We start from the raw sequence: 24,947 nt of genomic DNA, 5'->3' as shown, positions 1-24,947 counted from the left end.
AGCGCAGTTTGTTTTGGATTTGCAAATGTTTGTAATTGATTCGACTTTGACTCTTTAAGTGTCGAACCCTGTGTCAAATCGAACTGCGCTGTAAATCACATGACAATAAAACTACGGTCACAGATTTATGCAAAAGAAAACTGAACAAGTGCAGGATAGTCTGAATAAAGTGGTGTTTTATGTTTCAGCAACACTTATTCTGCTTTTTTCTCTCGTCACGATTTTATTCAATCAACAGGCCAATCTGGTCATCACCAATATTCTGAACTGGGTCAGTCGTACATTTAGCTGGTATTACCTGCTGGCTGCCACTTTGTATCTGGTGTTTATTATTTTTATTGCCTGTTCACGTTATGGGGAAATTAAATTAGGGCCTAAACATTCCAAGCCTGAATTTAGTTTATTAAGCTGGTCAGCCATGTTGTTTTCTGCCGGAATCGGGATTGACCTGATGTTCTTCTCGGTGGCGGAACCTCTCTCGCATTATATGAATCCACCCGTCGGTGAAGGCCAGACTTTCGAGGCGGCTCGCCAGTCCATGGTCTGGACCCTGTTCCACTATGGTTTAACTGGCTGGAGCATGTATGCACTGATAGGTGTGGCCCTGGGCTATTTCAGTTATCGTTATAACCTGCCACTGACCATCCGTTCAGCACTCTATCCGATTTTTGGTAAAAAGATTCATGGTCCGATTGGGCATACGGTCGATACTGCGGCAGTACTCGGCACGATTTTCGGTATTGCGACCACCTGCGGTATTGGTGTGGTCCAGCTCAATTACGGCCTGCATGTGCTGTTTGATTTACCGGAAAACCTGTGGGTACAGACCGGATTAATCGCAGTCGCGGTGATTATTACCATTATTTCTGTTGCATCCGGTGTCAATAAAGGCATCCGCGTCCTTTCAGAAATTAATATTTATGTCTCGATTGGCCTGTTACTGTTTATTTTAATGATGGGCAATACCGAATTCTTGCTGGCCGCCCTGATTCAGAACTTTGGTGACTATATCAGTCAGTTTCCAAAGCTGTCCTTAACCAGTTTTCCATTTGAGCAACCTAAAGAATGGATGAATAGCTGGACTTTGTTCTTCTGGGCCTGGTGGATTGCCTGGTCTCCTTTTGTCGGGCTGTTTCTGGCGCGTATTTCACGTGGACGAACCATCCGTGAGTTTGTCGCCGGCACCTTGATTATTCCCCTATTATTTACCCTGACCTGGTTATCTATTTTTGGTAATAGTGCACTCCATAGCGTCATGTTTGATGGCAATACTCAACTGGCGACCACAGTCCTGGAAAATCCGGCACATGGTTTCTATGACTTGCTGGCGCAATATCCTGGCTTTAGCTTTATCGCAGGGATCGCGACCATTACCGGTTTGTTGTTCTATGTCACTTCTGCGGATTCTGGCGCTTTGGTACTGGGGAATTTCACCACTAAATTTACCAATATCGAGCATGATTCACCGCGCTGGCTGAGTATTTTCTGGGCCATTGCGATTGGCTTGCTGACTTTGGCGATGCTGATGGCCAACGGTGTTACAGCCTTGCAAAACACCACCATTATTATGGGACTGCCTTTTAGCTTTGTGATTTTCTTTGTCATGGCGGGCCTGTATAAATCCCTGCGTCTGGAAGATTTCCGTCAGGCCAGTACCAGTATGAATGCGGCACCTGTGGTCGGAAACGTGGACATCTTTAACTGGAAAAAACGGCTGAGTCGGGTGATGTTACATCCAAGCCTGTCCCAGACCCGAAGCATGCTAAATGAGGTGTGCAAACCGGCTATCGAGGCTGTTGCAGCCGAACTCATCACTAAAGGTGTGCATGTTGATGTACAGGAAAAACCGGTAGAGGATGAACCGGAACTCTATCATCTGGATCTGATTATTCAGCTCGATGAAGAAGAAAATTTTGTTTATGAAATCTGGCCGGTGCGTTATGACACCCCAAACTTCAGTTCGCGCGGGAAACGTGCCAAACGTTATTACTATCGTCTGGAAAGCTATCTGTTTGAAGGTTCGCAAGGCAATGATCTGGTCGGTTATAGCAAGGAACAGGTCATTAACGACATTCTGGATAAATATGAACGTCATATGATGTATCTGCATATTAACCGTATCAGTCCGGGTACACGCCCGCTGTTTCCAGACCGTGAAAATTAATACCGTCCAAGGCCCTAGAAGGAATCGATAATGTCAGAAAGCTTACATGCCTTTGCCCTGTTCTTCTCTTTACTCAATCCATTTTTGATGAGTATTTATATGCTCGGAATTATCCGTAATTCCGAAGCCAAAGTCTTTAACATGGCATTGATTCAGGGCAGCCTGATCAGCTTTATCGTCTTTATTATTTTTGCCAAGACCGGTGAAGCCTTTTTTCAGGAAGTACTGCATGTCCGTTTTGAATCCTTCCAGATTTTTGGCGGAATCATTTTTCTGGTGATTGGTTATCGCTATGTCTTTGAAGGTGCCGATACCATTGGCGTGATGCGCGGCGCACCTCATCATCTGGCAGGCACCATTGCCATGCCGTTTATGATTGGGCCGGGCACCATTTCAGCGGCGGTGATTACTGGAATTCAGCTTAGCTTATGGCAAACCATGCTGGTGATTTTTCTTACCCTGTTTTTGACCTGTAGCCTGCTGATTCTGATGAAATATCTGCATGATCATTTGCAGCATAAATATTCCAACTACATAGATTTATATGTGGATATTGTCGGGCGTGTTGCTGCGCTGCTGATCGGTACCATTGCGATAGACATGATCGTCACGGGCGTCAATGGAATTATCCAAAGTTAATGGTTGAATTAATCATATATAAAAAAGAGCGGGCTAATCTCCGCTCTTTTTTTTACGCTTGTAACAGTTTCAAGTTTAAAACTTGAAAGACACACCAGCATAGGTCGAGAATCCCTCTCCTGGTGAAGATCGCGCCACATCCTTCCCTTGATCATTTAGGCCCGGGATGACCACAGCAGCATATTTTTCATCGGTGATATTCTTGAAATTGATCCAGGTTTTCCATGATTGGTGTTCTGGTGCATAACCGAGGTCAATGCCCCAAATCTGGTAATCATCACTAAAGCGGCTATTGGCATAATCATGCGGCATTTTGGACGCATATTCGGTATTCACGCCGATATAAAAACCATTATGCAGGGCATAACTGAGCTGTGCCTGATACAAATGTTTTGGAATCCCGGGCAACTGGTTTTCGCCAAACAGCGGATCATTTTTGTATTGGAAATCACTCAGTGTATAGGCCTGTTGCAAGCGTAACTCGCCGTGTTTAAATTCATGCAATGGTATATCCAAACTGAGTTCGACGCCTTGATGAATGGTTGGTGTGGCATTTGCTTCTACACTGATTCTTTCATTTTTGCTTGAACCCTCTCCATAATCCTTAATCATTTCAGACGTTAAAAGTTCATTTTTAACTTTAGAATAATAATAGCTAAGCGCCCAATCGCCAAAGCCTGATTGGCCACGTCCACCCAATTCCAATGTATTTGCAGTCTGGGTTTTTAATTGAATCGGAGCACGTACCCGACCTGAGGCAATTCCTTCATCAAAATAATAGGGAGATGACCATGCCATCGCCCAAGGATGAGCCGGTTCGATGCTGCGGCTTAAATTGGCAAACCACTGCACAGACTCATTCGGCTGATAAGTCATCCCGAGACGTGGGGCAAAATCCCACTCATACTGATTGATCTTAGGACTGGCAACTGGATAAGTCACTTCACTTTCACGATGGGCATAGACTGCTGCAAGACCCAGATCTAGGGAGAGCTGGTCATTGAGCGCCGTCTGCTGATCAAATTGCAATACATTGTCTGAACCACGATAGGTATAACGGCGCGTGACCGTATCTGCCGGATATGTTTGATTACCAATTTCTGTATTAAATCTTAAAGTTTCCGTTACACCACTGTTTGGACGATGGGTGGTACTGCGTAAGGCAATACGCCCCTGATGTTCCAGACCCAACAATTGATAGGGCTTTTCATACTGAATACGTGCAGTAATATCTTCATAATCGACATTGGTACGATAGCGACTTTCACGTAAGTCTAACGGATAATGATGATATGCCAGACTAGCAGTCAATTTTGCATCATCCTGTAAATTCCAGGTGGTGGTGTTGGCGAGCCAGGTACTGCCCGGCTGGATACGTTTGGCATCAATTCCTACAAAATTAGGATCAGCTACTTCAGGATTGTTTTTTAATTGTTCTTGCCTAATACGCCCCGGTGTCAGATGTTTGCTTTCGCGGTAACGGGCATAAAAACGGGTTTCAATGTCCGGGCTAATCTGGTAGCCGAGATTAAAAGCCAGGCCTTTGCCATCACCTTTGGCATGATCCTGAATTCCGTCAAACTGGTTACCTGTTAGCGCCAGATAATAATCCAGCTGATCCAGTTTACGGCCGGTACTGAACTGATATTTTTGATAACCATGACTGCCTGCCTCATACTTCAGTTCAGAACCATTCTGCTCGGCACCAGTCTTGCTTTTATAGTTAATCGCTCCGCCTAGCGCCAGCGCCCCCTGTTTAAAACCGTTTGCACCGCGATAGACGCCAACATGATCAATCCACCAAGGCTCTAGTAATTCATAAGCGGTGCCGCCCGGCCCGGTAAATGGAATGTCATCAATCAGCACAAAGGTACCAGAGGCATGCGCACCTGAGGTCCGGTTAATACCCGAGCCACGGATAGACACTTTGGCGCCTTCATTGCCCGGGGATTGAGCATAGATACCGGGTTGCAGACGAAATACATCGGCATTATTTGCAATATGTTGATGTTCAAGCTGCTGGGCTGAAATAAAATTGGTTCCACCTGAGGTTTGCGCAAGCTCGGTCTGGTATTGCTGCTGTGGATCTGTCTGTTCAGCACTGACCACGATGGTGTTGAGTTGTTGCACAGGATGCTGACTGCGAGATGTTTCAGCATAGACAGCACTTGAAAGAACTGAAAGGATCATCAAGCTTAGCGGTTTTTTGTTCAGCGGAATTGTTATCGTGCTCATATCGGGTTTATACAATCCTGTATACATGATCCTAATCCTAGAGGGATTCTGGTTTTAAAAATTATGCTGTAGCATAAATGAACAATACCGAATCAAGGCATTATTTTCTGCCAAAAAACTGACTAATCAGCGTATATTTTTTGATGTAATTTTGGTCTTTTTTTATTATACAACTTGCAAGATAGCCACCACATCCTCACAAGTTCCAAGAACTTAATAATTAAGTATTTGATATTAAATAATATGCTATTTAATTCTGCACACATGTATTTCCAGTTGGCATAATGTAATACTGCGTTAAATTTATAGTGGACTAAACCAGTTACTTCATATTCAAAGCTCACTGAAATTGAGTAGCATATCGATTTGAATTAGCTCATAGCATCATCTTGGATCGAGATCGAGCCCACAGTCGTTTATATATTTTGAGAAAATTACTGAGCACTGGATCTTGGATCTGGGCTAAAGGATAAATTTTGGATCAGACTCAACCTGACTCATATTCAAAAATTATTCACTCATTGAGCAGAAAAAGGGTGAAAACAGCGTGAACATAAAGTGATGCAAACAGCAACTGTTTCATTAAAACCTGCACATAGAATAAGCAGATATTTGGACTGAATAATATGCCAAACATTTCCGAACTTGTTGCTAACAATCCAAAAAATATAATTCAAATCCTGTTAAAGAGCTTTATTTCATAAAATATAAGGAAAATACCAAGAGCAATAAGATAAACAGAATCGCGGTGCAGCATTTCCAGAATGTCAGGGGATGACGCTCAATCACAGGACGTGAAACAGATTTTTTTAATTCAAGATCAGGCTGTTTCAAGTCATAGATAAATGCTGAAAGTGCCTCATAACGTTGCTCTGGACGAATTGACAGTGCTTTTTTAAAAATCGCATCCAAACCCTTGGGCAAATCCGGACGATATTCAGACAGTGAATGATAGCGTACCTTTTTTAATTTTTTTTCGGTCTTGCAGCGCGCCAGCTCTGTCCCATAAGGCAATTGCCGGGTCAATAAATAATAGCTCATCACTGCCAGTGAAAACTGATCTGATTTTACCGAGGGTGAGCGCCCTATAAAATACTCTGGTGCCATAAATGCCAACGTTCCCAAAGGCACATCTGCATGTTTAGGATTCAGTTCGACCAGCCCTCTAACTGCCGTCGATCCATAATCAATCAGTTTTACTTTCAAAGCATCAATCGGTTCAAGCAGCATGACATTTTCTGGCCGTACATCCTGATGCAGCATTTCAAGTCGATGCATGGCATTCAGTGCTTTGGCCACCTGTTCAATAATCGGAATCAGTTGTTTTAAACTTAAAGCAGTTTTTTGACGATGTAGCCATCGGTTTAAGCTTTCCCCTTGCAAGTATTCATAACTTTGAAATAAAAACTTTTTACTGCCTGTATGCGGATAGTAGTGCATCAGGTTTTCATGTTTTAAACGCTTGGATACCCAGTCTTCCAGCTGGAATTGTTCCACTGCTTTCAGGTCATCCTGCAAATCGACAGACAAGGTTTTAATGACCAGCTGAGCTTGTGTGGCTGCATCCTGCGCCAAATAAAGGCTACTGCGATGATTTTGGTGCAGGATTTTATGAATGCGATAACCTTCAAACAAATCACCATGACTGAGTTGCTGTGGAAATAAAATATTTTCCTGAATCTGAAAGCTTTTCTCTTGAGCTAATGCATCAATTCGGATGATTTGAATGGTGAGATTGTCATCGCTGCCGCGCTTTAAGGCCAGTTCGACGATAGATTGGGCAATAGTATCCAGATTTTGTTTTTGCTGCAGCATATCCGAGATCTGCTGTATATTGATAAATTCATAGACACCATCGGTCATCAAGAGAAACAAATCATCTTCACATAATTCAAGTTGTTGATAATCGACTTCAATCCGATGATCTACACCTAAAGCACGACTTAAATAATGCTCGGTTGAAGATAAACGAACCCGATGATCAATGGTCAGCTGTTCAATGCTTTGGGCTTGAATGCGATAAACACGGCCATCACCTGCATGAAAAATATGTGCCCTGTTTTGTTTCAAAATCAGTGCACTCAAGGTGCAGACATAACCATGATCTTTATCAAAACGTCCCTGACTCTGTTGGGTTTGCGCATACAGCCAAGAGTTGGTGGCACGAATCACCCGAGCAGCTGAAGTTTGGGTACTCCATGCATCCGAAGTTGAATAATAATCGGATAAAAAACTACTGACCGCCGTTTCTGCCGCAATATGGCTGACATTGCTGCTGCTAATCCCGTCTGCAATGGCACAGGCAATACCTTTGCTGCTCAGCGCATGGCCTTCAGGAATATAAATGCCATAAAAATCCTGATTTTGTGCTTTGATTCCGGCGGAAGAATATTGTCCGATACTGATTTTTAATTTTTTATTCATTGTAGACACTCGAAAAGGGATCGAATCGATCCCTTCAATTTCAAGACATAAATATCATGCTCAAATTAAAATTCTTTTTTATCACCTGTACGGACATGCGTGGTATACAGCGCCAGACCAGTTAAAGCTAAACCACCGACCAGGTTACCCAGCACTACCGGTAATTCATTCCACAAGAAATAGTCTGTAATCGAGAAATCACCGCCCATCATCATGGCAAATGGGAACAGGAACATATTCACGACAGAATGCTCAAATCCCATGGCAAAGAACAGCATGATCGGCATCCACATGGCAATGAATTTTCCACTTACAGTTGTTGACATCATGGCGCCAATCACACCAAGTGACACCATCCAGTTACACAGCATGCCGCGTATAAAGATGGTCATCCAGCCAGCAAAGCCATATTCGGCATAACCCAAAGTCCGGTCTTCACCAATATGAGCAATTTTCACGCCGACTTCGTTTGGTTCAGCTGCGAAACCCATGGTATAGACCGCAGCCATCAAGATTGCAACGGTTAAACATCCAATAAAATTGCCTAAAAACACCAGACCCCAGTTTTTTAAAATACGCGCCCATGTCACCCCTGGACGTTTGTCTAGCCAAGCCAAAGGAGTCAATACAAATACCCCGGTCAGCAGGTCATAGCCCAATAGATATAACATGCAAAACCCGACTGGAAATAACAGTGCACCGATCAGCGGCACCCCTGTCTGTACGGCAATAGTCACCGCAAATACTGCTGCCAGCGCCAGAATCGCACCGGCCATAAATGCACGAATTACAACATCACGTGTGGCCATATGCAGTTTTGCTTCACCAGCATCGACTACTTTTTTTGCAAACTCTGCAGGAGCAAGATAAGCCATAGTTTTATCCCCTTTATATAAAAATTTCTTGCCTGTTATTAAATAAAAAGACGCCTAAGGTCTATTTCAACCCTAGGCGTCTTTGCCTTGCATTATTTAAGCAGATCAATCGTGTCATGGCGCCGTTGCCATATTTACTAAATAGATCAGCAAATAACGTGCCATATTTTTAAATGTAATTGGCTTTGTTGCACCAACCTACAATTGAAGGCTTATCCAGCAATATAATTTCTGAATGAGCAAGCCTAAAATTTAATCCTCCCCAACCCTCCTTTGCTAAAGAATGGCTGGAGAGATTTATCCGATTAGCCTACTTTCCTTAATGCAAAATCCCGACCAAAAAGCAGTTTGCTGCGGATATTACTAATTGGTGTCTGATCTGCAATCAGTTCGGCATACCATGCCCCATCTTCAGTATCGCCAAACAACACCGCACCGATGACTTTGTCCTGTTGAATGATGATCCGTTTATAAATCTGACGCTTCTCATCATTCAGCACGATATCTTCGAAATCATTAGTCGGTTCAAAATTACCTGCCGAGAATACGTCACATCCGCTGACCTTCAGTTGGGTCGGAACAGTCGGTGCCTTAAAGGTCAGTCGGCCATGTTCAGCCAGATGAGTCGCACAGATAAAGGCCTGTCCCCATAATGGCTCAACCAGTCCAAAGGTCTGACCACGATGCTCAATACATTCACCCACTGCATAGATACTCGGATCATAGGTTTGCATGGTGTCATTCACCAGCACACCGTGGTTACAGCGCAGGCCAGACTGTTCGGCCAGACTTTTATTTGGTCGAATCCCGACGGCGAATACCACCAAATCAGTATCCAGCATTGTCCCGTCTTTTAAGCACAGTTGAGTCACGTGGCCATCACTACCGAGTAGTTCTTCGGTATTGGCTTCGGTGATAATCCTAATACCTTTTTCTTCAATTGATTTCTTCAGCATTTGACTGGCTTTCATGTCCAGCTGACGATCCATAATACGGTCTATCAGATGTAGCACCGTTACATTCATCCCTCGCTGTTTCAAGCCATATGCGGCTTCCAGTCCTAACAGACCACCGCCAATGACGACGGCATTTTGCTTGGTTTTGCAGTAATCCAACATGCGGTTAACATCCTGAATATCCCGGAAGCTCATCACGCCTTCAAGTTCAGCACCTGGAATTGGCGGTATAAAGGGTTTGGAACCAGTGGCGAGGATCAGACGATCATAAGCAACCATTTCGCCTTTTCCGGTATGCACCTGTTTGCGTGAGCGGTCGATAGAGAGTGCTGCATCTCCGCCAATAAAACGGATACCTTTTTCAGTATACCAGTCGACTGAATGCAACATAATTTCGGCAAAACTTTTCTCACCAGATAATACCGGTGACAACATGATGCGGTTGTAATTGCCCCATGGCTCTTCCCCAATCACGGTAATGTCATAACGATCTGGCGCCATATCCAGCAAGTCTTCCAGACAGCGCATACCCGCCAGCCCATTCCCGACCAATACCAGTTTTAAACGCTCTGTGTTTTGACCATTACTGGAAATATAGGTCTTTTGTGCAGTTGGGCTGATAAAGACTGTGCCATTTTCAATTCGGGTTGGAAATACCAGTAATTTCTGATCTTGCTCTTCCAGACAACGGCCGGTCACCAGACTGAAATGCTGCTTGTAAATTGGGGATGCGACTACACGCTCACCTTGCAGATCGCCCAGAATGCCACGTGCCATGACATTGGCCAGACTAAACGGATCCTGATTGCTGAGCGCATACACCCGCTGTTCCTGACCCACGCGAAAAATTGCAATCTGTTGATCTTCAATCAAAGCTGCAACACCAGTATTCGGGGTGATCTCATCCAGATGACAGACTTCGTACCAGTTCAGTTCGTTCATATCTTTTAAAATTGTCATTTTCATTCTCCCTGACTGTGGTGTTTAGGCTTCAACCACTGGAATACGGTTGAGATCACGTTCAGCGTCAGTCTTTGGCCGGATCTGACCACGTACAGGTGCAAACTGAATATGCGGGTCATTCTGCTCGGCTGCTTTGGCGTTGATAAAGGTTTTAAAGCGTTTGCGTACTTCTGGATCTTCAATCGCGGTGCGCCATTCATCCTGATAAGTGCCAATCACATGCTGCATACGGCTTTCCAGTTCAGCCGCAATGCCAAGCGAATCGTGCACAATGACATCTTTCAGATAATCCAGCCCACCTTCCATATTGTCACGCCATACACTGGTGCGCTGTAGACGATCCGCCGTCTGGATATAGAACATAAAGAAGCGGTCGATATATTTGATGAGTGTGGAAGTATCCAGATCTGAAGCCAGCAGTTCTGCATGGCGCGGCTTCATACCGCCATTGCCGCAGACATATAAATTCCAGCCTTTTTCCGTGGCAATGACACCGACATCCTTGCTCTGTGCTTCGGCACATTCACGGGTACAGCCGGATACGGCCATTTTGGTTTTATGCGGTGAACGCAGGCCCTTGTAACGGTTTTCCAGAAAAATCGCCAAGCCGACAGAATCATCGACGCCAAAACGGCACCAGGTACTGCCCACACAAGATTTCACCGTACGTAAAGACTTACCGTAAGCATGACCCGATTCAAAACCGGCATTGATCAGTTTTTCCCAGATTTCCGGTAATTGATGTACCTGCGCACCAAACATGTCGACACGCTGACCACCCGTGATTTTCGTATATAAGCCATAATCTTTGGCAATCTGACCGATGCTAATCAGGCCATCCGGGGTGATCTCGCCGCCTGCCACACGTGGCACAATCGAATAGGAACCATCTTTCTGGATATTGCCCAGATAATAGTCATTGCTGTCCTGCAAACCGGCATGACTTGGTTTCAGAACAAAATCATTCCAGCAGGATGCCAGAATATTGGCCACAGTCGGTTTGCAGATATCACAGCCCATCCCATGACCATGTTGCTGAATCAGGTCAGAGAAAGTCTTGATTTCATGCACGCGTACCAGGTGATACAGTTCCTGACGCGAATAGGCAAAATGTTCGCACAGGTGATTGTTCACCGTGACACCCTGACGCTGTAATTCGGATTTGAGAACCTGCGTCACCAGTGGCGCACAGCCACCGCACGCCGTTGCAGCCTGCGTGCATTTTTTCAGCGCACCCAATGAAGTTGCACCACCTTCAATCGCAGAACAGATATCTGCTTTAGAAACGTTATTACAAGAACAGATGGTTGCACTGTCAGGTAACAGATCAACGCCACTACCGCCTGATTTAGAAGTGGCCTGATCAAAGCCCGGCATAATCAGGCTTTCCGGTTGTTCTGGTACGGCCAGACCATTCAGCATCATTTGTAGCAAATCGTTATATTCTTTGGCACAGCCTACCAGCACCGCACCGAGTAATTTGCTCTTATCTGCTGATACCACAATTTTCTTGTAAATCTGTGCAGCTTCATCGGCATAGAAATAGCTTAATGCACCCGGTGTCATGGCATGTGCATCACCAATAGAAGCCACATCCACGCCCATGAGTTTGAGTTTGGTACTCATATCCGCACCAGCGAATGCATGGCTCTCTTGGTCCAGTACATGTTTTGCCGCGATCCGCGCCATGTCATAGCCCGGTGCAACCAGACCATAAATTTTATTGTCCCAAAGTGCACATTCACCAATGGCATAAATGTCCGGATGTGAGGTCTGGCAATAATCATTAATGATGATGCCGCCACGCTCACCGATGAGCAGACCGCTCTGGCGTGCCAGTTCATCACGTGGACGAATCCCTGCTGAGAACAGGATGATATCGGTTTCAAGGACTGAGCCATCTCCGAACTTCATTACATGCTGTGCAGTCTCGCCATCCTCAATATTTGAAGTCGCTTTCTGGGTATGGACTTTTACGCCCAGATCTTCGATTTTGGAACGCAGCACACGACCACCCAGATCATCAATCTGTACCGCCATCAAACGTGGCGCAAATTCCACCACATGGGTTTCCAGATTCAGGTCGCGCAGCGCCTTCGCTGCTTCCAGTCCAAGTAAACCACCGCCAATCACCACACCTGTTTTTGCATTCAGGCTGGCCGCACGAATGGCATCCAGGTCTTCAATGGTGCGATAAACAAAACAGTTCTGACGGTCGTTGCCCGGGATTGGCGGTATAAAGGCATAAGAGCCGGTGGCAAAAATCAACTTGTCAAAACTCAGCACATCACCGTGATTAGTCGTTACCGTTTTATTCAGCTGATCCATTTCAACTGCTTTGGTATTCAGTCGTAAATCAATGCCATAGGCATCGGCGAAATCACTACGGCATAGACTCAGATCCTTGACCGACTTGCCGCTGAAATATTCGGTCAAATGTACCCGGTCATAAGCCAAATGTGGCTCTTCTGCCAAAATGGTCAGCTCAATGTCATCACCGGCCTGTTCCAGTACAGATTCGATGAATTTATGCCCCACCATGCCATGCCCAATCATGAGAATTTTCATATCTGCGCTCCGACTATTGTTTTTTTAAAGACGATAAAAAGCCACATATCAGATCTAGTGGTTGATATGTCGACTGTTTGAATGGGTGGTAAATACCGTGCCCAGCTGTTTGAAATGCTGGATCAAAGGTTGAAATGCCCGTACGGTTTGTATTGCTGAACAACTGACCATGTCATTTATCCTGTGCTGAACGAAATATCAGTTGCACCCTTTTAAAGTGCAACTACGATCAGAACGGGCATCGTTGGCCGTTATTCGTATTGAAAGTCATCTTTGACAATTTGATAAATGCAGGAAGCATGCCAACTTTTTTAGCAACACAATGACTGATATCAGCCAGAAAATTGCAGGAAATGCTTTATTTTGATGATGGATGCCAAACTCCTGCACCAAATTGAACTCAAAATAACTCTTTGATGCACCAATATCATGGCATGTTTTTTGCATTATTCGTACTTGAATATTCCTTAGGCCTTACTTGAAAATATTCCATGTCTAAATTACGAATTGCTCTTATTGATGATGATCTGGAGCGCGCCCAATTCATCCAGGAATCCTTACTTTCACATGATTTTCAGGTGGTGGCCTGTTTAATCCTGAATGACCTGAATATGGTACATGTTAAGGGTATTCATGCAGATGTGATTCTGCTAAATATGGATCATCCACATCGGGATATTATTGAAAGCTGTGTCAGCCAATATGAACTTCCTACCGTACTGTTTACCCAAAACTCCAATAAAGACACCATCAAAAGTGCGATTGATGCCGGGATCACGGCTTATATTGTCGATGGTATTGATCCCAGCAAATTAGAAAGCATTCTGGAAATATCAATTGAACAGTTCCGCAAGCATAAAAAGCTGCTGAACGATTTAAAAGAAACCCAAGACAAGCTGATTGACCGTAAAGATATCGATAAAGCCAAAGCATTGCTGATCCAGCTGCATGCATTATCTGAAGAACAGGCCTTTGCCTTATTACGTAAAAATGCCATGAGTCACCGGATTACCATTGGTGAAATGGCCAGACGCCTGCTCGATGCACAGAAGCTGTTATTGGGCCAATAAGGAAAAGCATATGTCCACATTAGAAAAAACTGAACTCAATATTGGCTATATTCCTTTGCTTGATTGTGTGGCCATTCTCTGGGCCGAAAAACAGGGTTATTTTGCCGAGCAAGGATTAACCATCAATTTAATCCGCGAGGCCTCCTGGTCCAGTTTAAGAGACCGTCTGGCCTATGGCTTTCTGGACGCTGCGCATTGTTTGTCCGCCATGCTACCTGCTGCTGCTCTGGGTACAGACCAGTTACAGGTGGCTTTGCAAACCCCGTTGGTACTGAGCATGAATCAGGCTTTTATCAGCCTGCGTCAAGATCTGTGTCATGAATTGGGAATTGATGCAGAAGATGATGAAAAAAGCAGTTCTCAAAAACTGGTGCAGGCCTTGCAACAACAGCAGAAAATGAATCTGGCCTATGTCTATAAGCACTCAATTCATCATTATTGTATAAAAGAATGGTTAGCCCTGACAGATGTCAATATTGCCCACAAGATTCAGCTCATGACCTCACCACCAGCTTCGATGGTAAAAGGAATCTCGGAACAGGTCTTTGATGGCTTTTGTGTGGGAGAACCCTGGAATATTCAGGCCAAGCTTGAAGGCTATAGTTTAATTGTCGCTGCAAGCCAGAATGTCATTCCTAAAGTTGCCGACAAGGTTCTGGCCATGACTCAGGAATGGGCAGAATTACATCCATGCACGGTGAAGGCTTTGGTCAATGCTGTCCAAAAAGCCCAAACGGATTTAAAACAGCGTGCTGATCTGTCCCAAGTTTGGGACATGCTGGTTGATTATCAGATTATCCAGTTTGAATGCTCTGCACAGCGTCATGTCTGTGACTATCATAAAATTCAAAACATCATCCGCAATCTTGTTGGTGCAAGTGCGAAACCGCAGCTTGCCGATTTTATCTGGTTAATCGAGCAGATTGAAAAATGGGATGGTGTCGAAATCTCTGAGATAGAGAAAAAGCAGATTGCAGCACAATGCATGTATGCTGAAATGCTATTTGCTTAAGATTTCATGCAACATATTGCGTAGCCATTGATGACTGGTTTTATGATGACAGGACATATGCCAATACTGCTTTACAGAATAGGTCGGGAAAGCAATCGGTGCCCCAAAAATCTTGAGATTGCCACGTGATAATAAAACTTCACTCAAATAATAAGGCACGGTCGCAATCGCATCGGTTTCCTGTACCACCAGTCCCACGCCTAAATAGCTAGGCAGACGCATAAGGATGTCGCGCTTGAGTTCCAGATTCAGCAATTCATTTTCAATATGGTAATGCCCCATCCCGGCATCAATATCGATATGGGTTTCACGTAAATACTCTTCGGTCGTGATGCTGTCACCCGTTAGTCGCGGATGGTCTTTCGCTGCGATCACCACATAATACTGTTCAAACAGTTTCTGCTGATAAAAGCCATTCTCCAGATTTGGCAAGAAGCCCAAAGCCAGATCAATCTCGCCATTGGCCATCTGGTAACTGGTTTCCGAGGTAATCGGACGCACATTCAGGCGGATATATGATGCATGCTGCTTGAGATACTGTGAAATTTTTGGCAATAACACCAGATGCGATACATCGGTCATCGCCAGTGTAAAACGTTGCTGTGAAGTGACCTGATCAAAATTGATGGTGAAATTATTAATCGCTTCAACTTTACTGAGTGCTTCACTGACCAATGGAAACAACTGCTTAGATAAATCTGTCGGCAGCATTTCATTGCCAATACGTAAAAATAAAGGATCACCATAATGCTGACGAATTTTATTCAGCAGATTGCTCACCGCTGGCTGGCTCATGTCTAAATGATCAGCTGCCTGAGATACGTTTTTAAATTTATAGACATAATAAAAAATACTGAGCAATTTACAGTCAAGTTCAAACACAGAAACACATTTCCTTTAACTTTCTAATAATTTTGACGAAGATATCATCGACATCATTTTATCAATTGCCAATGTTCAAATATAACACTTTGCAACGATTTCTAGGATCAGTCAATTTCCATGTGGTGTTAAAAATTACTTTTCTCTGATGTGGAACCTCGTTACAAGTACTTCTGTTGTAAATATGCACTTCTGTTTTTCCTTGGTCAACTTAAACACGCAAGCTTCATGCTATATACTCAAGCCCACAGAATTAACGATGCAAATTAAGAGAAATATCTTATGTTCCAAGGCAAAAAGTTGGTGTGTTTTGATTTGGATGGCACCTTGATTGATTCCGTGGGAGTCTGGAATCAGGTCGATGCTGCACTGATTCAGGAGTTGGCAAATATTGAAGTCGACTTAAGGCAGATCCAGCAACAGCGCGATCTTCAGCTCAAAAAATTTAAACATCGGCCGGATCCCTATCTGGAATATTGTGCTTATTTAAAAGCGCTTTATGGATTTGCGCCGAATAAAGAAGAAGTAAAAAACCGCCGTTATGCAATTTCACGGCATTTTCTCGATCATGTGGTCGAGCTAAAACCACATGCTGAACGGTTCATTCAAGCCCTGAAACAACAAGGGATTCAGATCGCCCTGACCACAACGACCAGTTTGTTCAATGTGCAGCGTTATCAGGACAATAATCAAAACATTAACAAAAAAATCAGCTTTAATGATGACTTTGCCCTGCTATTGACCCGTGAAAATGTGCAGAACATCAAGCCACATCCTGAAGTCTATTTCAATGTCCTTCAGCATTTTCAGGTGCAAGCCGCAGATTGCCTGATTATTGAGGATTCATTAATTGGCGTTGAAGCGGCCAACAATGCAGGAGTCGATGTGATTGCAGTTTATGATCAATACTCTGTTCATGAAATAGATTTGATCAAGGCCAAAGTAAATTATTTCGCAGAAGATTTTGCTGAGTTATTAAGTTTAGCCCAATAAAAAAATGCCATGAATATTGTGTTTCATGACATTTTTCTGCAGATCTCTGACCTGAGAAGAAAACGTTATTTGGCTTTCTCATAGACTGAGCCTGAACCGACCAGATTTCCTGTTTTTTCATCGATTGCAAAATCAACCATACCTGCACCTGCATTTAACTGAAGTAAGCCATTTTTGCTCACTGCTGCCGGCATCGGATTTTTCTCTTCGATTTTACCAGTTTCTTTGTCTTTTATGGTGTTGGTAATGAAGTAATTTTCACCATTTTTCGAAATGACCAATACATTTTCAAGTTTTGGATTTTCCAGCGTATTTTTCCAGTTTCCTTGATAATCTGGAGCTGGTGCTTCTGTGAGGTTACAAGCAGTTAAAAGCAGTAATAATGAGATGCCTGAAAAAAATTGAAGATATTTCAAAACTGAGACCTTGATTGTGACAACGCGGCCATTATAGGGACAACCCTCTAGAGCTTAAGCAGGTTGTTGTAGGCAAAGCGTTTCAGCAGTACCGTATCTGTTTTTCTTTGGTGATTTTTTTGAAATATCTCTCCATACTTCATTCATAAAAATGGATGATTCAATTTCTACTAAAACGACAAAAAAGCAAAAAAGGCCTCAATAGACCATGTAAATCTATTGAGGCGTAGCAAACGGGTGAATACCACACATTAAAAATTAGGGCATGATTTTGGATTTAAAGTGGCTCAATACAGATTTAGCAGAGTGGGTTTTTTCAATAATCTGTGCAGTCCAGTGATTCGGCAATGAACATTTGGCCAGACGCACCCAAACAGTAGAAAACTGTTTTATAAAGCTCGCTTCATTATAATGAATGCCATATTCAGCACACAGCGCTTTTACTTTCGGCGCCACCTGCGCATAGCGATTGGCTGGCATGTCCGGAAATAGATGATGTTCAATCTGATGGCTCAAATTACCACTCAAAATATGCAGCCAGTCCGTCCCGGTAAAATTACTCGAACCACGAACCTGGCGTAAATACCACTCAGCACGGGTTTCATTGTCGGTATTGTCCATCTCAAAAGTTTCAGCATCTTCCGTAAAATGACCATTAAAAATCACCGCAGACGCCCACAGACTACGAATTACATTGGCTACAGCATTTCCGGCAAACACAGGAATGGCATTCGGGCCAGCAATCACTGGAAAAAATACATAATCTTTTAACACCTGACGGCGCATTTTTTGACGCAGTGGAGCCGCTTCTTTCCAAACTTCTTTCCAGGTTTTGGTTTTATAGGCAATCACATCTTCCAGATGCAAGCGTTGCAGGCCGACATACCATTCAAAAAACACCATTAACTGCATGCCCAGTGGAATATTCAACAGGAAACGTGGTTCCCATTTTTGGGATTCACTGACCCGAATCAGGCCATAACCGACATCATGATCCATCCCGACAATATTGGTATAGGTATGATGAATATAGTTATGGGTATATTTCCAGTCATCTCCTGTGGAAATCGTATCCCAGTCATAGGTGGTTCCGTTTAGGGTCGGATCATTCATCCAGTCGAACTGACCGTGCATGACATTATGTCCCAGCTCCATATTTTCCACAATTTTGGAGATGCCAAGCAGCCCTGTCCCTGCCAGCCAAACCGGTGGCAACCAGCCAGCAAACATCAACATGCCTCGGGATGCAATTTCGCTATAACGGACAAAATTACGGATTTTATAAATATAATTGGCGTCTTTTTCACCCAGATCGTCCATGACCTCGCGGCGGATCGCATCGACTTTAGCACCAAACTCCTCAATCTGTTCAGGACTGAGAAATTGCGACTTACTGTGTCGTTTAAAATCAATTTGCATATTCATGGGAGCACCTTTTTATTCGTTTAATACTGGCTTATAAATTAATAACGACTGGACTCATCGCCTGGGAAATACAAAGTTTAATCTGGGTGTTATTGCCATGATCAACCTCACCGGTCAGGACATTACGCACCGAGCCACTGACTTTGGTACAGGAACAGGTATTACAGATTCCCATCCGGCAACCATGAGCAGGACGCAGGCCTGAATTTTCAGCGCTTTCCAGCAAGTTGGACTGAGCCTGAAACACTTGCTGCGATCTTAAAAACTGTACTGGCTGCGCCTTAATTTTTTCATCGACCACAATCTGGAAATATTCCGAATGAAAATTGGATTTCAAATCCAGTTTTTCTACAATTCTAAGTGCAGCCTTCATCATCCCAGCAGAGCCACAGGCATATATTTTTCGTTCTGCAACATCTGGCACCAGTTTTTGCAATAATCTTTGATTCAGATGCTGTTGCTGTTCCCGTGTATTAAAATGATGATATTTCAAGTTTGGATGCATTAAAGCCAGGGTTTTCAATTCAGCATGAAAGGCATCATCGCGAGTAAAATAAATCAGGTCGATCTGTTCCAGGGACTGGATCACTGCTTTTTGCAGCAAGGAATATATTGCAGTAATACCACTGCCGGATGCCAGAAATAAGGTTGGCTGGCTAGAGTTTTGCAGTATAAAGTCACCTTGCGGCTGCGAAATTTCAATGACAGCCCCGATTTGCATCTGACTCAAGGCGCGTGACACTTTGCCTTGCTGTTTCACCGCAATAATCAGATCACCATTTTTTAATACCGTCACCACAGAATAATATCGCTGATGACGTACACCATCGAGTCTTATTGTTACTGCAATATGCTGGCCAGCCTGAAATGACCTGGCTTTAAAATTATGATTCGGGCGCAAGTGAATCTTGAAAAAGTCAGGACTGATGGCCTGAATGCCCATAATGGCCGCTTTAACTTTTTTAAATGCCCAGGTTGGATGGATTTTTTCACCAATAAAATCAATGAAATCTTCACGCACCCAATGCGGCTGATAGGTCGGCATACTTGTCATTTTTATCCCCTTATCCGCAGACAGTAATATTAATGTACAACTGTCTATTTATTATGTTGTCAGCATAAAGTGTTTTATAATTCAGACCATATCAATACAGGTCAAATTATGTGCTTATCAAACATAATAGAGCTTTTTGTCGGACAATATGAAGCAAAAGCATCTGCTGAAACTGTAGTTTTTTAGAAAAAGGGATTTTTATATCTGTTAATTCTGCTAACTCTATATAAAAAACTGACTCCTGTATAGAAGTCAGTTTCAATCATTCACTTTGATTATCAGATTCAATGTAAAACTCTAGCCTGCTGCTTGTTCCATGAGAATAGCGCCATAGAGTTCCCGCAAATCTTTTTTCAGCATCTTTCCAGTTCCACTTAGTGGAATTGAGTCTACAAAAACCACTCTGTCTGGAACCTGCCATTTAGCGACTTTATCAGCATAATAATCGAGTAGCTCTGTCTCACTCAGCTGACTGTCCGATTTTTTAATTGCAATCAATACCGGACGTTCATCCCACTTTGGATGCTGGGCGGCAATCACCGCCGCCATCGCAATTTCCGGATGTCCCATGGCAATATTTTCCAGATCCACCGATGAAATCCATTCGCCGCCAGACTTGATTAAATCTTTGGAACGGTCACTGAGTTTCATAAAACCATCTTGATTCAAGGTGGCAATATCACCGGTATCAAACCAGCTATCAGCAGTCAGCGCTGATTCCTCCTTGCCAAAATAATGATTGATGACCCAATGCCCTTTCACCTGTAAATTTCCTGTGGTATGTCCATCACGTTCAATTTCATGTGTCCCTTTTTCTGCATCGGTCAAACGCAGATCTACTCCGAATGGCGGACGGCCTTGGGTCAACCGAATCTGCTGTTTTTCTTCATCTGATAGCTGCAAATGTTTGGTCTTGAGCTGATTGGCAGTCCCCAGCGGACTGGTCTCGGTCATGCCCCAAGCGTGAATCGTTTCACAATTAAACTGTTCCTTGAAAGTTCGTAACATTGCCGGTGGACAGGCCGAACCGCCGACTACATTACGTTTTAAACTGTCTAGTTTAGATCCTGACTGTGTTGCTGCGGCAATCAAACCCTGCCAGATGGTTGGCACGCCAAGCGCCACTGAAACTTTATAAGTATCAATCAGATTCACCAGACTGGCACCATCCAGACCTGGCCCCGGCAGTACCAGTGTGCATCCCACCATGGCCGCCGCGTATGGCGTACCCCATGCATTCACATGGAACATCGGCACCACTGGCAACATAATATCGGCAGCCGAGACATTTAGTGAGTCCGGTAAAATGATGGCATAGCTATGTAATACAGTAGAGCGGTGGCTATATAGCACGCCTTTAGGGTTGCCCGTGGTTCCTGATGTATAGCACAGTGAACTGGCTGAGTTTTCATCAATGACTGGCCATTCAAATTCTGTGTTTTGACTGGCAATCAGATCATCATAAAATTGCACTTCTGGAATGGCTTCAGTGACGCTCGGATCGGCAGCATCCAGACAGATAAAATGCTCGACTGAGGTCAGCAGCGGTTTTACCGCCTTGATTAAAGGTACAAATGTTTTATCAAAGATGACCACACGATCTGCAGCATCATTCATAATAAAAATCAGCTGCTCCGGAAACAGGCGCGGATTAATGGTATGACAGACCAGACCGCTGCCAGAAATAGCATACCAGGACTCTAAATGGCGATGATTATTCCAGGCAATGGTGGCAACCCGATCTCCCTGTTCCAAGCCGAGTTGTTGCAATACCTTGGCAAAACGTTTCGAGTTTTGATGAATTTTGCCCCAGTTGGTTACCTTAATGCTGGTGTCGGTATTTTTGGAAATTACCTCGGTATCGGCATGATAGCGCCCTGCATGTTCAATCATGCTGCTGATCAGTAAAGGCTGAAACATCATATTTCCGAGCATTGTCCACTCCTTTGTGCTTGTTATTGGTCCGTGTATTCGTATCGTTGTTATATATACATGATGGTTCGGTCTAAGACCGTGACATAGTTTTTATCATCATGTGGACTGAATTTAGCAAGTAAATCTGAATTTGTAAGTATCGAATTGTGACAAATTAAGAGAAGTGACTCAGGCGTATAAAAATTAGAATACGATTGATGGAGAGGTAGAGAATTTCCCTAGAAAGGTTGAGACCTGATATTCAATTTAATGATCATGTATTGAGTTCATGTCGACCCGATTAATACAACCATCCCATTTGAATGGAAATATTTACTTGGATACTGATCTTAGAAGAACAGTACAGCAGATCGATAGAACGCCAGCTTGAAAATAGACTGACAACCACATTAACCTTAATTTGTTATATTGAGCATCTTGAAATATGCTATAAATCAAAATAATTAGAACAGTCTTAGTTCAAGCAAGTGTATGTATAAGTCTGAAAAACTGGCGCAGAATATCCGTCAGATGATTGAAAACGGCGTATGGAGGGTACATGAAAAATTACCTTCACTCCGCGAACAGACCCAATTGTCTGGCTATAGCCTGATGACGGTACTCAATGCTTATCAGGAACTTGAAGCGCAAGGTCTGGTTTATGCCAGAGATAAATCCGGCTATTACGTTGCAGAGCGTTCTACAGATCTGGTCAACAGCAAACAACCAATCCAGATTAGTTTAAGCCCAAAAGTTCAAATCAACTCTGTGGTATTTAATTATTTAAAATCGATCCAAGCAGCAGAAATTGTGCCTTTTGGTTCCGCATTTCCCAATGCAGAGCTGTTATATAACGCCAAATTTATGCAGATTCTGGCGCAGCAGGCCAAAAGAAAAAGCAGTTATAACAACCAGAATCATATGCCGCCTGGCAATCAGGATTTACGCCAACTGATTGCCAATCGTTACCAGTTGCAAGGCATTGCTTGCCATGCAGATGACATTGTCATTACATCCGGTGCACTAGAAGCACTGAATCTGTCTTTACAGGCATTGACCCAACCCGGTGATTTTATCCTGCTGCAACAAACCATATTTTATGGGGCCTGGCAGGCAGCCGAGCGTTTGGGGCTACAGGTGATTACTATCCCTGAGCATCCGCAATTCGGTTTTGATCTGGCATCATTTGAACAGGCTTTGAAACAGTATCCGATCAAGGTGTGCTGGCTAATGCTGAACGCGCATAATCCGATTGGCTTTACTGTTAGTTCGGAAATTAAACAGAGAATTGCTGAACTTTTGTATGAATATCAGGTCTATTTAATCGAAGATGATGTTTATCAGGAATTGAATTATGGTTCATCCAAACCGCTACCGGTTAAATATTTTGACCAGCATCAGATGGTGCTGCACTGTGCTTCATTTTCCAAAACACTAGGCATGGGCGCACGCGTCGGTTGGGTCTATGCCGGTCCATTTTCCGATGCCATTCAGCATTTGCAGCTCATGAGCACTTTAACGGTCAGTCCCTTACTCCAGAACACGCTGGTAGAATTTATTTCGCATCATCATTATGAAAAACATTTACGACATTTAAGGCAGCATCTGGAAAAATATAAAAAGAAATTTTATCAGGAACTTAAAGCACGTTTAGGCGCCGTCTGTGAAATTTATTATTATTCCAGTGGTTATTTCCTCTGGATTGAGTTGCCTAAAGAAGTCGATGCCCAGCAGCTCTATGAACAATTGCTTCAGCAGCATATTTCAATTGCCCCTGCACTGCTGTTTAAGCCTGAGCCTGCCAGCCAACATTATATTCGGCTGAACTGTTCGTTTGAATGGACAGCCAAGATTGAAGATGCAGTCAATCTGCTGGCAGAAACCATGCTTCAAAAGAGCAAAAGCGCGGATTAATTCATCCACGCTTCTGTTACAGATCAGACTCTCTCATTGAAAGAAGTCTTAGAAGTTGTAAATCGCAACCGCATTGATTCGGTTGTCTTCACCTGTACGACCACTAATTACGTCACCATCAGTATTTAATGCAGGCCCATATGCTTCGCGTTCACCATAAATATATTCCAGACCGAAACTTAAAGGTTTGGTTGGGCTATAGAAAACGTTTGCCCAAGCCTGCCACAGATCTTTGTTAACTGTACTTGTATTCACGGCAGTAAGATAGCCATTATCTTGGTCAAAATTCATATAACCATAACCTAATGTACCGCGCAATTTGTCATTAAACTGCTGGGTAATACCTACTGTAATCGAGTCAAATTCACTTTGGTAAAGATTTCCACCTGCTGCAACAACACCTGTATTGGCAAAAGAAACAAAGCTGCTATCGCCTTTAACATGATAATAATCCGCTTTTAAAGTGGTACCCGGTACAACTTCATATTTTGTTCCCAGACCCACACCCCACGCCATTTCTTCATCTTCATTGATACGTTTTTCATGGCCCATGGCACGCGCACTAACGGTAAGATTATCAGCAAATTTATGATTTAACCGTGCTGTTAAAGCAGGTAGACGCTGCTTAATAGAACCATCTTTTGGATCTTCTACCGCCAGTACCAGATTGGTAGCCGGGCTGAAGGTGCTGGTATGACGAACTTGTGGAGTCCGTTTAATTGAACCGCCAGCATAAACCAGTGCATCTACAGTTTCTGGAATATAATCTGGTACCGCAAAGTTTGACCAGGTTTGACCAATTAACCAGTTGGCATAGCTGATATAAGCATGGCGGATACGTAAATTATCAAAGCTTGCACCGCCCAGAAAGTCTACTTCAACTTTACCACTCAGGGCTTTGTCCCCAGCGCCGACAGGTGCTTTGAAGTCCATTCCTAAGCGGGTAGCAGAAAGTGTTGATCTTAAACGATCACTATTTTCATTATTTCCTTCTAATGCCACAGCATTAATATGGTTGTATGGCAAATCTCGACTGGTTCCCTCTACCTGATAAGAGGCATCGGCTCGGACATTTCCGTAAAGATTAAATTCGGCACCACTGGCAATTTTCATGACAGGTTTGCTTGCTGGAGCGGGTGTTGCTGCAACATGTGCAGTGACCACAGCCGTCTGTCTTTGCTGTTGTTCAACCAGTGCGCGTAAGGCCTGAACTTCCTGGCGCAGTTGTTCAATTTCCTGCTGATTCGACTGAGTGGAGGTTTGTGCTTGAGTCGATAAGCTGATGCCCCCTAAACTCATTGCCATCATGCTCATCAGAACTGTGCGCTTGAATGTGATTGTTGGTTGATTAAATAATTGTGTCGTGTTCATCCTAAACTCGCTTTTTATTATGCGTTTCGATTCTAGCAACAGATCACCACCCGTTACGATGGCGATCTATAT

General features: G+C 43.6%; 17 protein-coding genes. 6 read left to right on the top strand and 11 right to left on the bottom strand.

What is annotated here, in order from left to right; genetic code table 11:
• Nucleotides 1-127 precede the first annotated feature (127 nt).
• Nucleotides 128-2,164, top strand: a complete 2,037-nt coding sequence (locus GVV58_RS00515; protein ID WP_005170883.1) for a choline transporter — start codon at nucleotides 128-130, stop codon at nucleotides 2,162-2,164.
• Nucleotides 2,165-2,194: 30 nt separating this feature from the next.
• Entirely contained in the window at nucleotides 2,195-2,803 is a 609-nt protein-coding gene (locus tag GVV58_RS00510) for a MarC family protein (protein WP_100328614.1), read from the top strand.
• Between the two features lie 75 nt (nucleotides 2,804-2,878).
• On the opposite strand, the gene GVV58_RS00505 is transcribed toward GVV58_RS00510, so the two are convergent.
• The 5 genes from GVV58_RS00505 to nirB all read right to left on the bottom strand — a co-directional run bounded on the left by GVV58_RS00505 (nucleotide 2,879) and on the right by nirB (nucleotide 12,824).
• Entirely contained in the window at nucleotides 2,879-5,038 is a 2,160-nt protein-coding gene (locus GVV58_RS00505) for a TonB-dependent receptor (RefSeq protein WP_159515760.1), read from the bottom strand.
• A gap of 693 nt (nucleotides 5,039-5,731) precedes the next feature.
• Nucleotides 5,732-7,462 carry a bifunctional protein-serine/threonine kinase/phosphatase gene (locus GVV58_RS00500; protein ID WP_159515759.1) on the bottom strand — a complete coding sequence of 577 codons (1,731 nt, stop codon included), beginning with the start codon at nucleotides 7,460-7,462 and terminating at the stop codon, nucleotides 5,732-5,734.
• A 65-nt stretch (nucleotides 7,463-7,527) separates the two neighbouring features.
• Complete coding sequence (locus GVV58_RS00495; protein WP_005170868.1) at nucleotides 7,528-8,337, bottom strand: formate/nitrite transporter family protein; 810 nt, start codon at nucleotides 8,335-8,337, stop codon at nucleotides 7,528-7,530.
• Between the two features lie 305 nt (nucleotides 8,338-8,642).
• Nucleotides 8,643-10,253, bottom strand: a complete 1,611-nt coding sequence (gene nirD, locus GVV58_RS00490; protein ID WP_159515758.1) for a nitrite reductase small subunit NirD — start codon at nucleotides 10,251-10,253, stop codon at nucleotides 8,643-8,645.
• A gap of 24 nt (nucleotides 10,254-10,277) precedes the next feature.
• Nucleotides 10,278-12,824, bottom strand: coding sequence for a nitrite reductase large subunit NirB (nirB, locus tag GVV58_RS00485; RefSeq protein WP_159515757.1), 2,547 nt, complete (start codon nucleotides 12,822-12,824; stop codon nucleotides 10,278-10,280).
• A 491-nt stretch (nucleotides 12,825-13,315) separates the two neighbouring features.
• Between nirB and GVV58_RS00480 the strand changes: the two genes are divergently transcribed.
• Nucleotides 13,316-13,894 (top strand): ANTAR domain-containing protein, encoded by a 579-nt coding sequence (locus GVV58_RS00480; protein WP_159515756.1) that lies wholly within the window; start codon nucleotides 13,316-13,318, stop codon nucleotides 13,892-13,894.
• A gap of 10 nt (nucleotides 13,895-13,904) precedes the next feature.
• On the top strand, nucleotides 13,905-14,906 hold the full coding sequence (locus tag GVV58_RS00475) for a CmpA/NrtA family ABC transporter substrate-binding protein (RefSeq protein WP_005096939.1): 1,002 nt from the start codon (nucleotides 13,905-13,907) through the stop codon (nucleotides 14,904-14,906).
• Here GVV58_RS00475 and GVV58_RS00470 read toward each other — a convergent pair.
• Nucleotides 14,895-15,788 carry a LysR family transcriptional regulator gene (locus GVV58_RS00470; RefSeq protein WP_159515755.1) on the bottom strand — a complete coding sequence of 298 codons (894 nt, stop codon included), beginning with the start codon at nucleotides 15,786-15,788 and terminating at the stop codon, nucleotides 14,895-14,897. The genes GVV58_RS00475 and GVV58_RS00470 overlap by 12 nt on opposite strands.
• A 282-nt stretch (nucleotides 15,789-16,070) precedes the next feature.
• Here GVV58_RS00470 and GVV58_RS00465 point away from each other — a divergent pair, with 282 nt between their 5' ends.
• Nucleotides 16,071-16,781 (top strand): HAD family phosphatase, encoded by a 711-nt coding sequence (locus GVV58_RS00465; RefSeq protein WP_100328603.1) that lies wholly within the window; start codon nucleotides 16,071-16,073, stop codon nucleotides 16,779-16,781.
• A gap of 65 nt (nucleotides 16,782-16,846) precedes the next feature.
• Here GVV58_RS00465 and GVV58_RS00460 read toward each other — a convergent pair whose 3' ends face one another.
• The 4 genes from GVV58_RS00460 to GVV58_RS00440 all read right to left on the bottom strand — a co-directional run bounded on the left by GVV58_RS00460 (nucleotide 16,847) and on the right by GVV58_RS00440 (nucleotide 21,611).
• Nucleotides 16,847-17,197, bottom strand: coding sequence for a hypothetical protein (locus tag GVV58_RS00460; RefSeq protein ID WP_159515754.1), 351 nt, complete (start codon nucleotides 17,195-17,197; stop codon nucleotides 16,847-16,849).
• A gap of 258 nt (nucleotides 17,198-17,455) precedes the next feature.
• Nucleotides 17,456-18,622 (bottom strand): acyl-CoA desaturase, encoded by a 1,167-nt coding sequence (locus GVV58_RS00455; protein ID WP_159515753.1) that lies wholly within the window; start codon nucleotides 18,620-18,622, stop codon nucleotides 17,456-17,458.
• A 31-nt stretch (nucleotides 18,623-18,653) separates the two neighbouring features.
• On the bottom strand, nucleotides 18,654-19,676 hold the full coding sequence (locus GVV58_RS15520) for an FAD-binding oxidoreductase (protein WP_005096945.1): 1,023 nt from the start codon (nucleotides 19,674-19,676) through the stop codon (nucleotides 18,654-18,656).
• 297 nt (nucleotides 19,677-19,973) lie between these two features.
• Nucleotides 19,974-21,611: a long-chain-fatty-acid--CoA ligase gene (locus GVV58_RS00440; protein WP_159515752.1), complete on the bottom strand. Its 1,638-nt coding sequence runs from the start codon at nucleotides 21,609-21,611 to the stop codon at nucleotides 19,974-19,976.
• A gap of 471 nt (nucleotides 21,612-22,082) precedes the next feature.
• Here GVV58_RS00440 and GVV58_RS00435 point away from each other — a divergent pair, with 471 nt between their 5' ends.
• Nucleotides 22,083-23,504, top strand: a complete 1,422-nt coding sequence (locus tag GVV58_RS00435) for a PLP-dependent aminotransferase family protein (RefSeq protein ID WP_159515751.1) — start codon at nucleotides 22,083-22,085, stop codon at nucleotides 23,502-23,504.
• A 48-nt stretch (nucleotides 23,505-23,552) separates the two neighbouring features.
• Here GVV58_RS00435 and GVV58_RS00430 read toward each other — a convergent pair whose 3' ends face one another.
• The gene (locus GVV58_RS00430) at nucleotides 23,553-24,875 is read right to left on the bottom strand and encodes a DcaP family trimeric outer membrane transporter (protein ID WP_159515750.1); all 1,323 of its coding nucleotides are present in this window, start codon (nucleotides 24,873-24,875) and stop codon (nucleotides 23,553-23,555) included.
• Nucleotides 24,876-24,947: the final 72 nt, after the last annotated feature.

The sequence above is a fragment of the Acinetobacter sp. 18QD2AZ41W genome (assembly GCF_009829025.1).
Taxonomy (GTDB): Bacteria; Pseudomonadota; Gammaproteobacteria; order Pseudomonadales; family Moraxellaceae; genus Acinetobacter; species Acinetobacter pseudolwoffii.
The sequence above is the reverse complement of the archived record's forward strand: the minus strand, read 5'-3'. Positions and strand labels throughout refer to the sequence as shown.

Excerpts from the sequence above, each read along its gene's own strand:
- GVV58_RS00515 (WP_005170883.1), top strand. The coding sequence starts at position 128 with ATGCAAAAGAAAACTGAACAAGTGCAGGATAGTCTGAATAAAGTGGTG.
- GVV58_RS00510 (WP_100328614.1), top strand. The coding sequence starts at position 2,195 with ATGTCAGAAAGCTTACATGCCTTTGCCCTGTTCTTCTCTTTACTCAAT.
- GVV58_RS00505 (WP_159515760.1), bottom strand. The coding sequence starts at position 5,038 with ATGAGCACGATAACAATTCCGCTGAACAAAAAACCGCTAAGCTTGATG.
- GVV58_RS00500 (WP_159515759.1), bottom strand. The coding sequence starts at position 7,462 with ATGAATAAAAAATTAAAAATCAGTATCGGACAATATTCTTCCGCCGGA.
- GVV58_RS00495 (WP_005170868.1), bottom strand. The coding sequence starts at position 8,337 with ATGGCTTATCTTGCTCCTGCAGAGTTTGCAAAAAAAGTAGTCGATGCT.
- nirD (WP_159515758.1), bottom strand. The coding sequence starts at position 10,253 with ATGACAATTTTAAAAGATATGAACGAACTGAACTGGTACGAAGTCTGT.
- nirB (WP_159515757.1), bottom strand. The coding sequence starts at position 12,824 with ATGAAAATTCTCATGATTGGGCATGGCATGGTGGGGCATAAATTCATC.
- GVV58_RS00480 (WP_159515756.1), top strand. The coding sequence starts at position 13,316 with ATGTCTAAATTACGAATTGCTCTTATTGATGATGATCTGGAGCGCGCC.
- GVV58_RS00475 (WP_005096939.1), top strand. The coding sequence starts at position 13,905 with ATGTCCACATTAGAAAAAACTGAACTCAATATTGGCTATATTCCTTTG.
- GVV58_RS00465 (WP_100328603.1), top strand. The coding sequence starts at position 16,071 with ATGTTCCAAGGCAAAAAGTTGGTGTGTTTTGATTTGGATGGCACCTTG.
- GVV58_RS00455 (WP_159515753.1), bottom strand. The coding sequence starts at position 18,622 with ATGAATATGCAAATTGATTTTAAACGACACAGTAAGTCGCAATTTCTC.
- GVV58_RS15520 (WP_005096945.1), bottom strand. The coding sequence starts at position 19,676 with ATGACAAGTATGCCGACCTATCAGCCGCATTGGGTGCGTGAAGATTTC.
- GVV58_RS00440 (WP_159515752.1), bottom strand. The coding sequence starts at position 21,611 with ATGCTCGGAAATATGATGTTTCAGCCTTTACTGATCAGCAGCATGATT.
- GVV58_RS00435 (WP_159515751.1), top strand. The coding sequence starts at position 22,083 with ATGTATAAGTCTGAAAAACTGGCGCAGAATATCCGTCAGATGATTGAA.
- GVV58_RS00430 (WP_159515750.1), bottom strand. The coding sequence starts at position 24,875 with ATGAACACGACACAATTATTTAATCAACCAACAATCACATTCAAGCGC.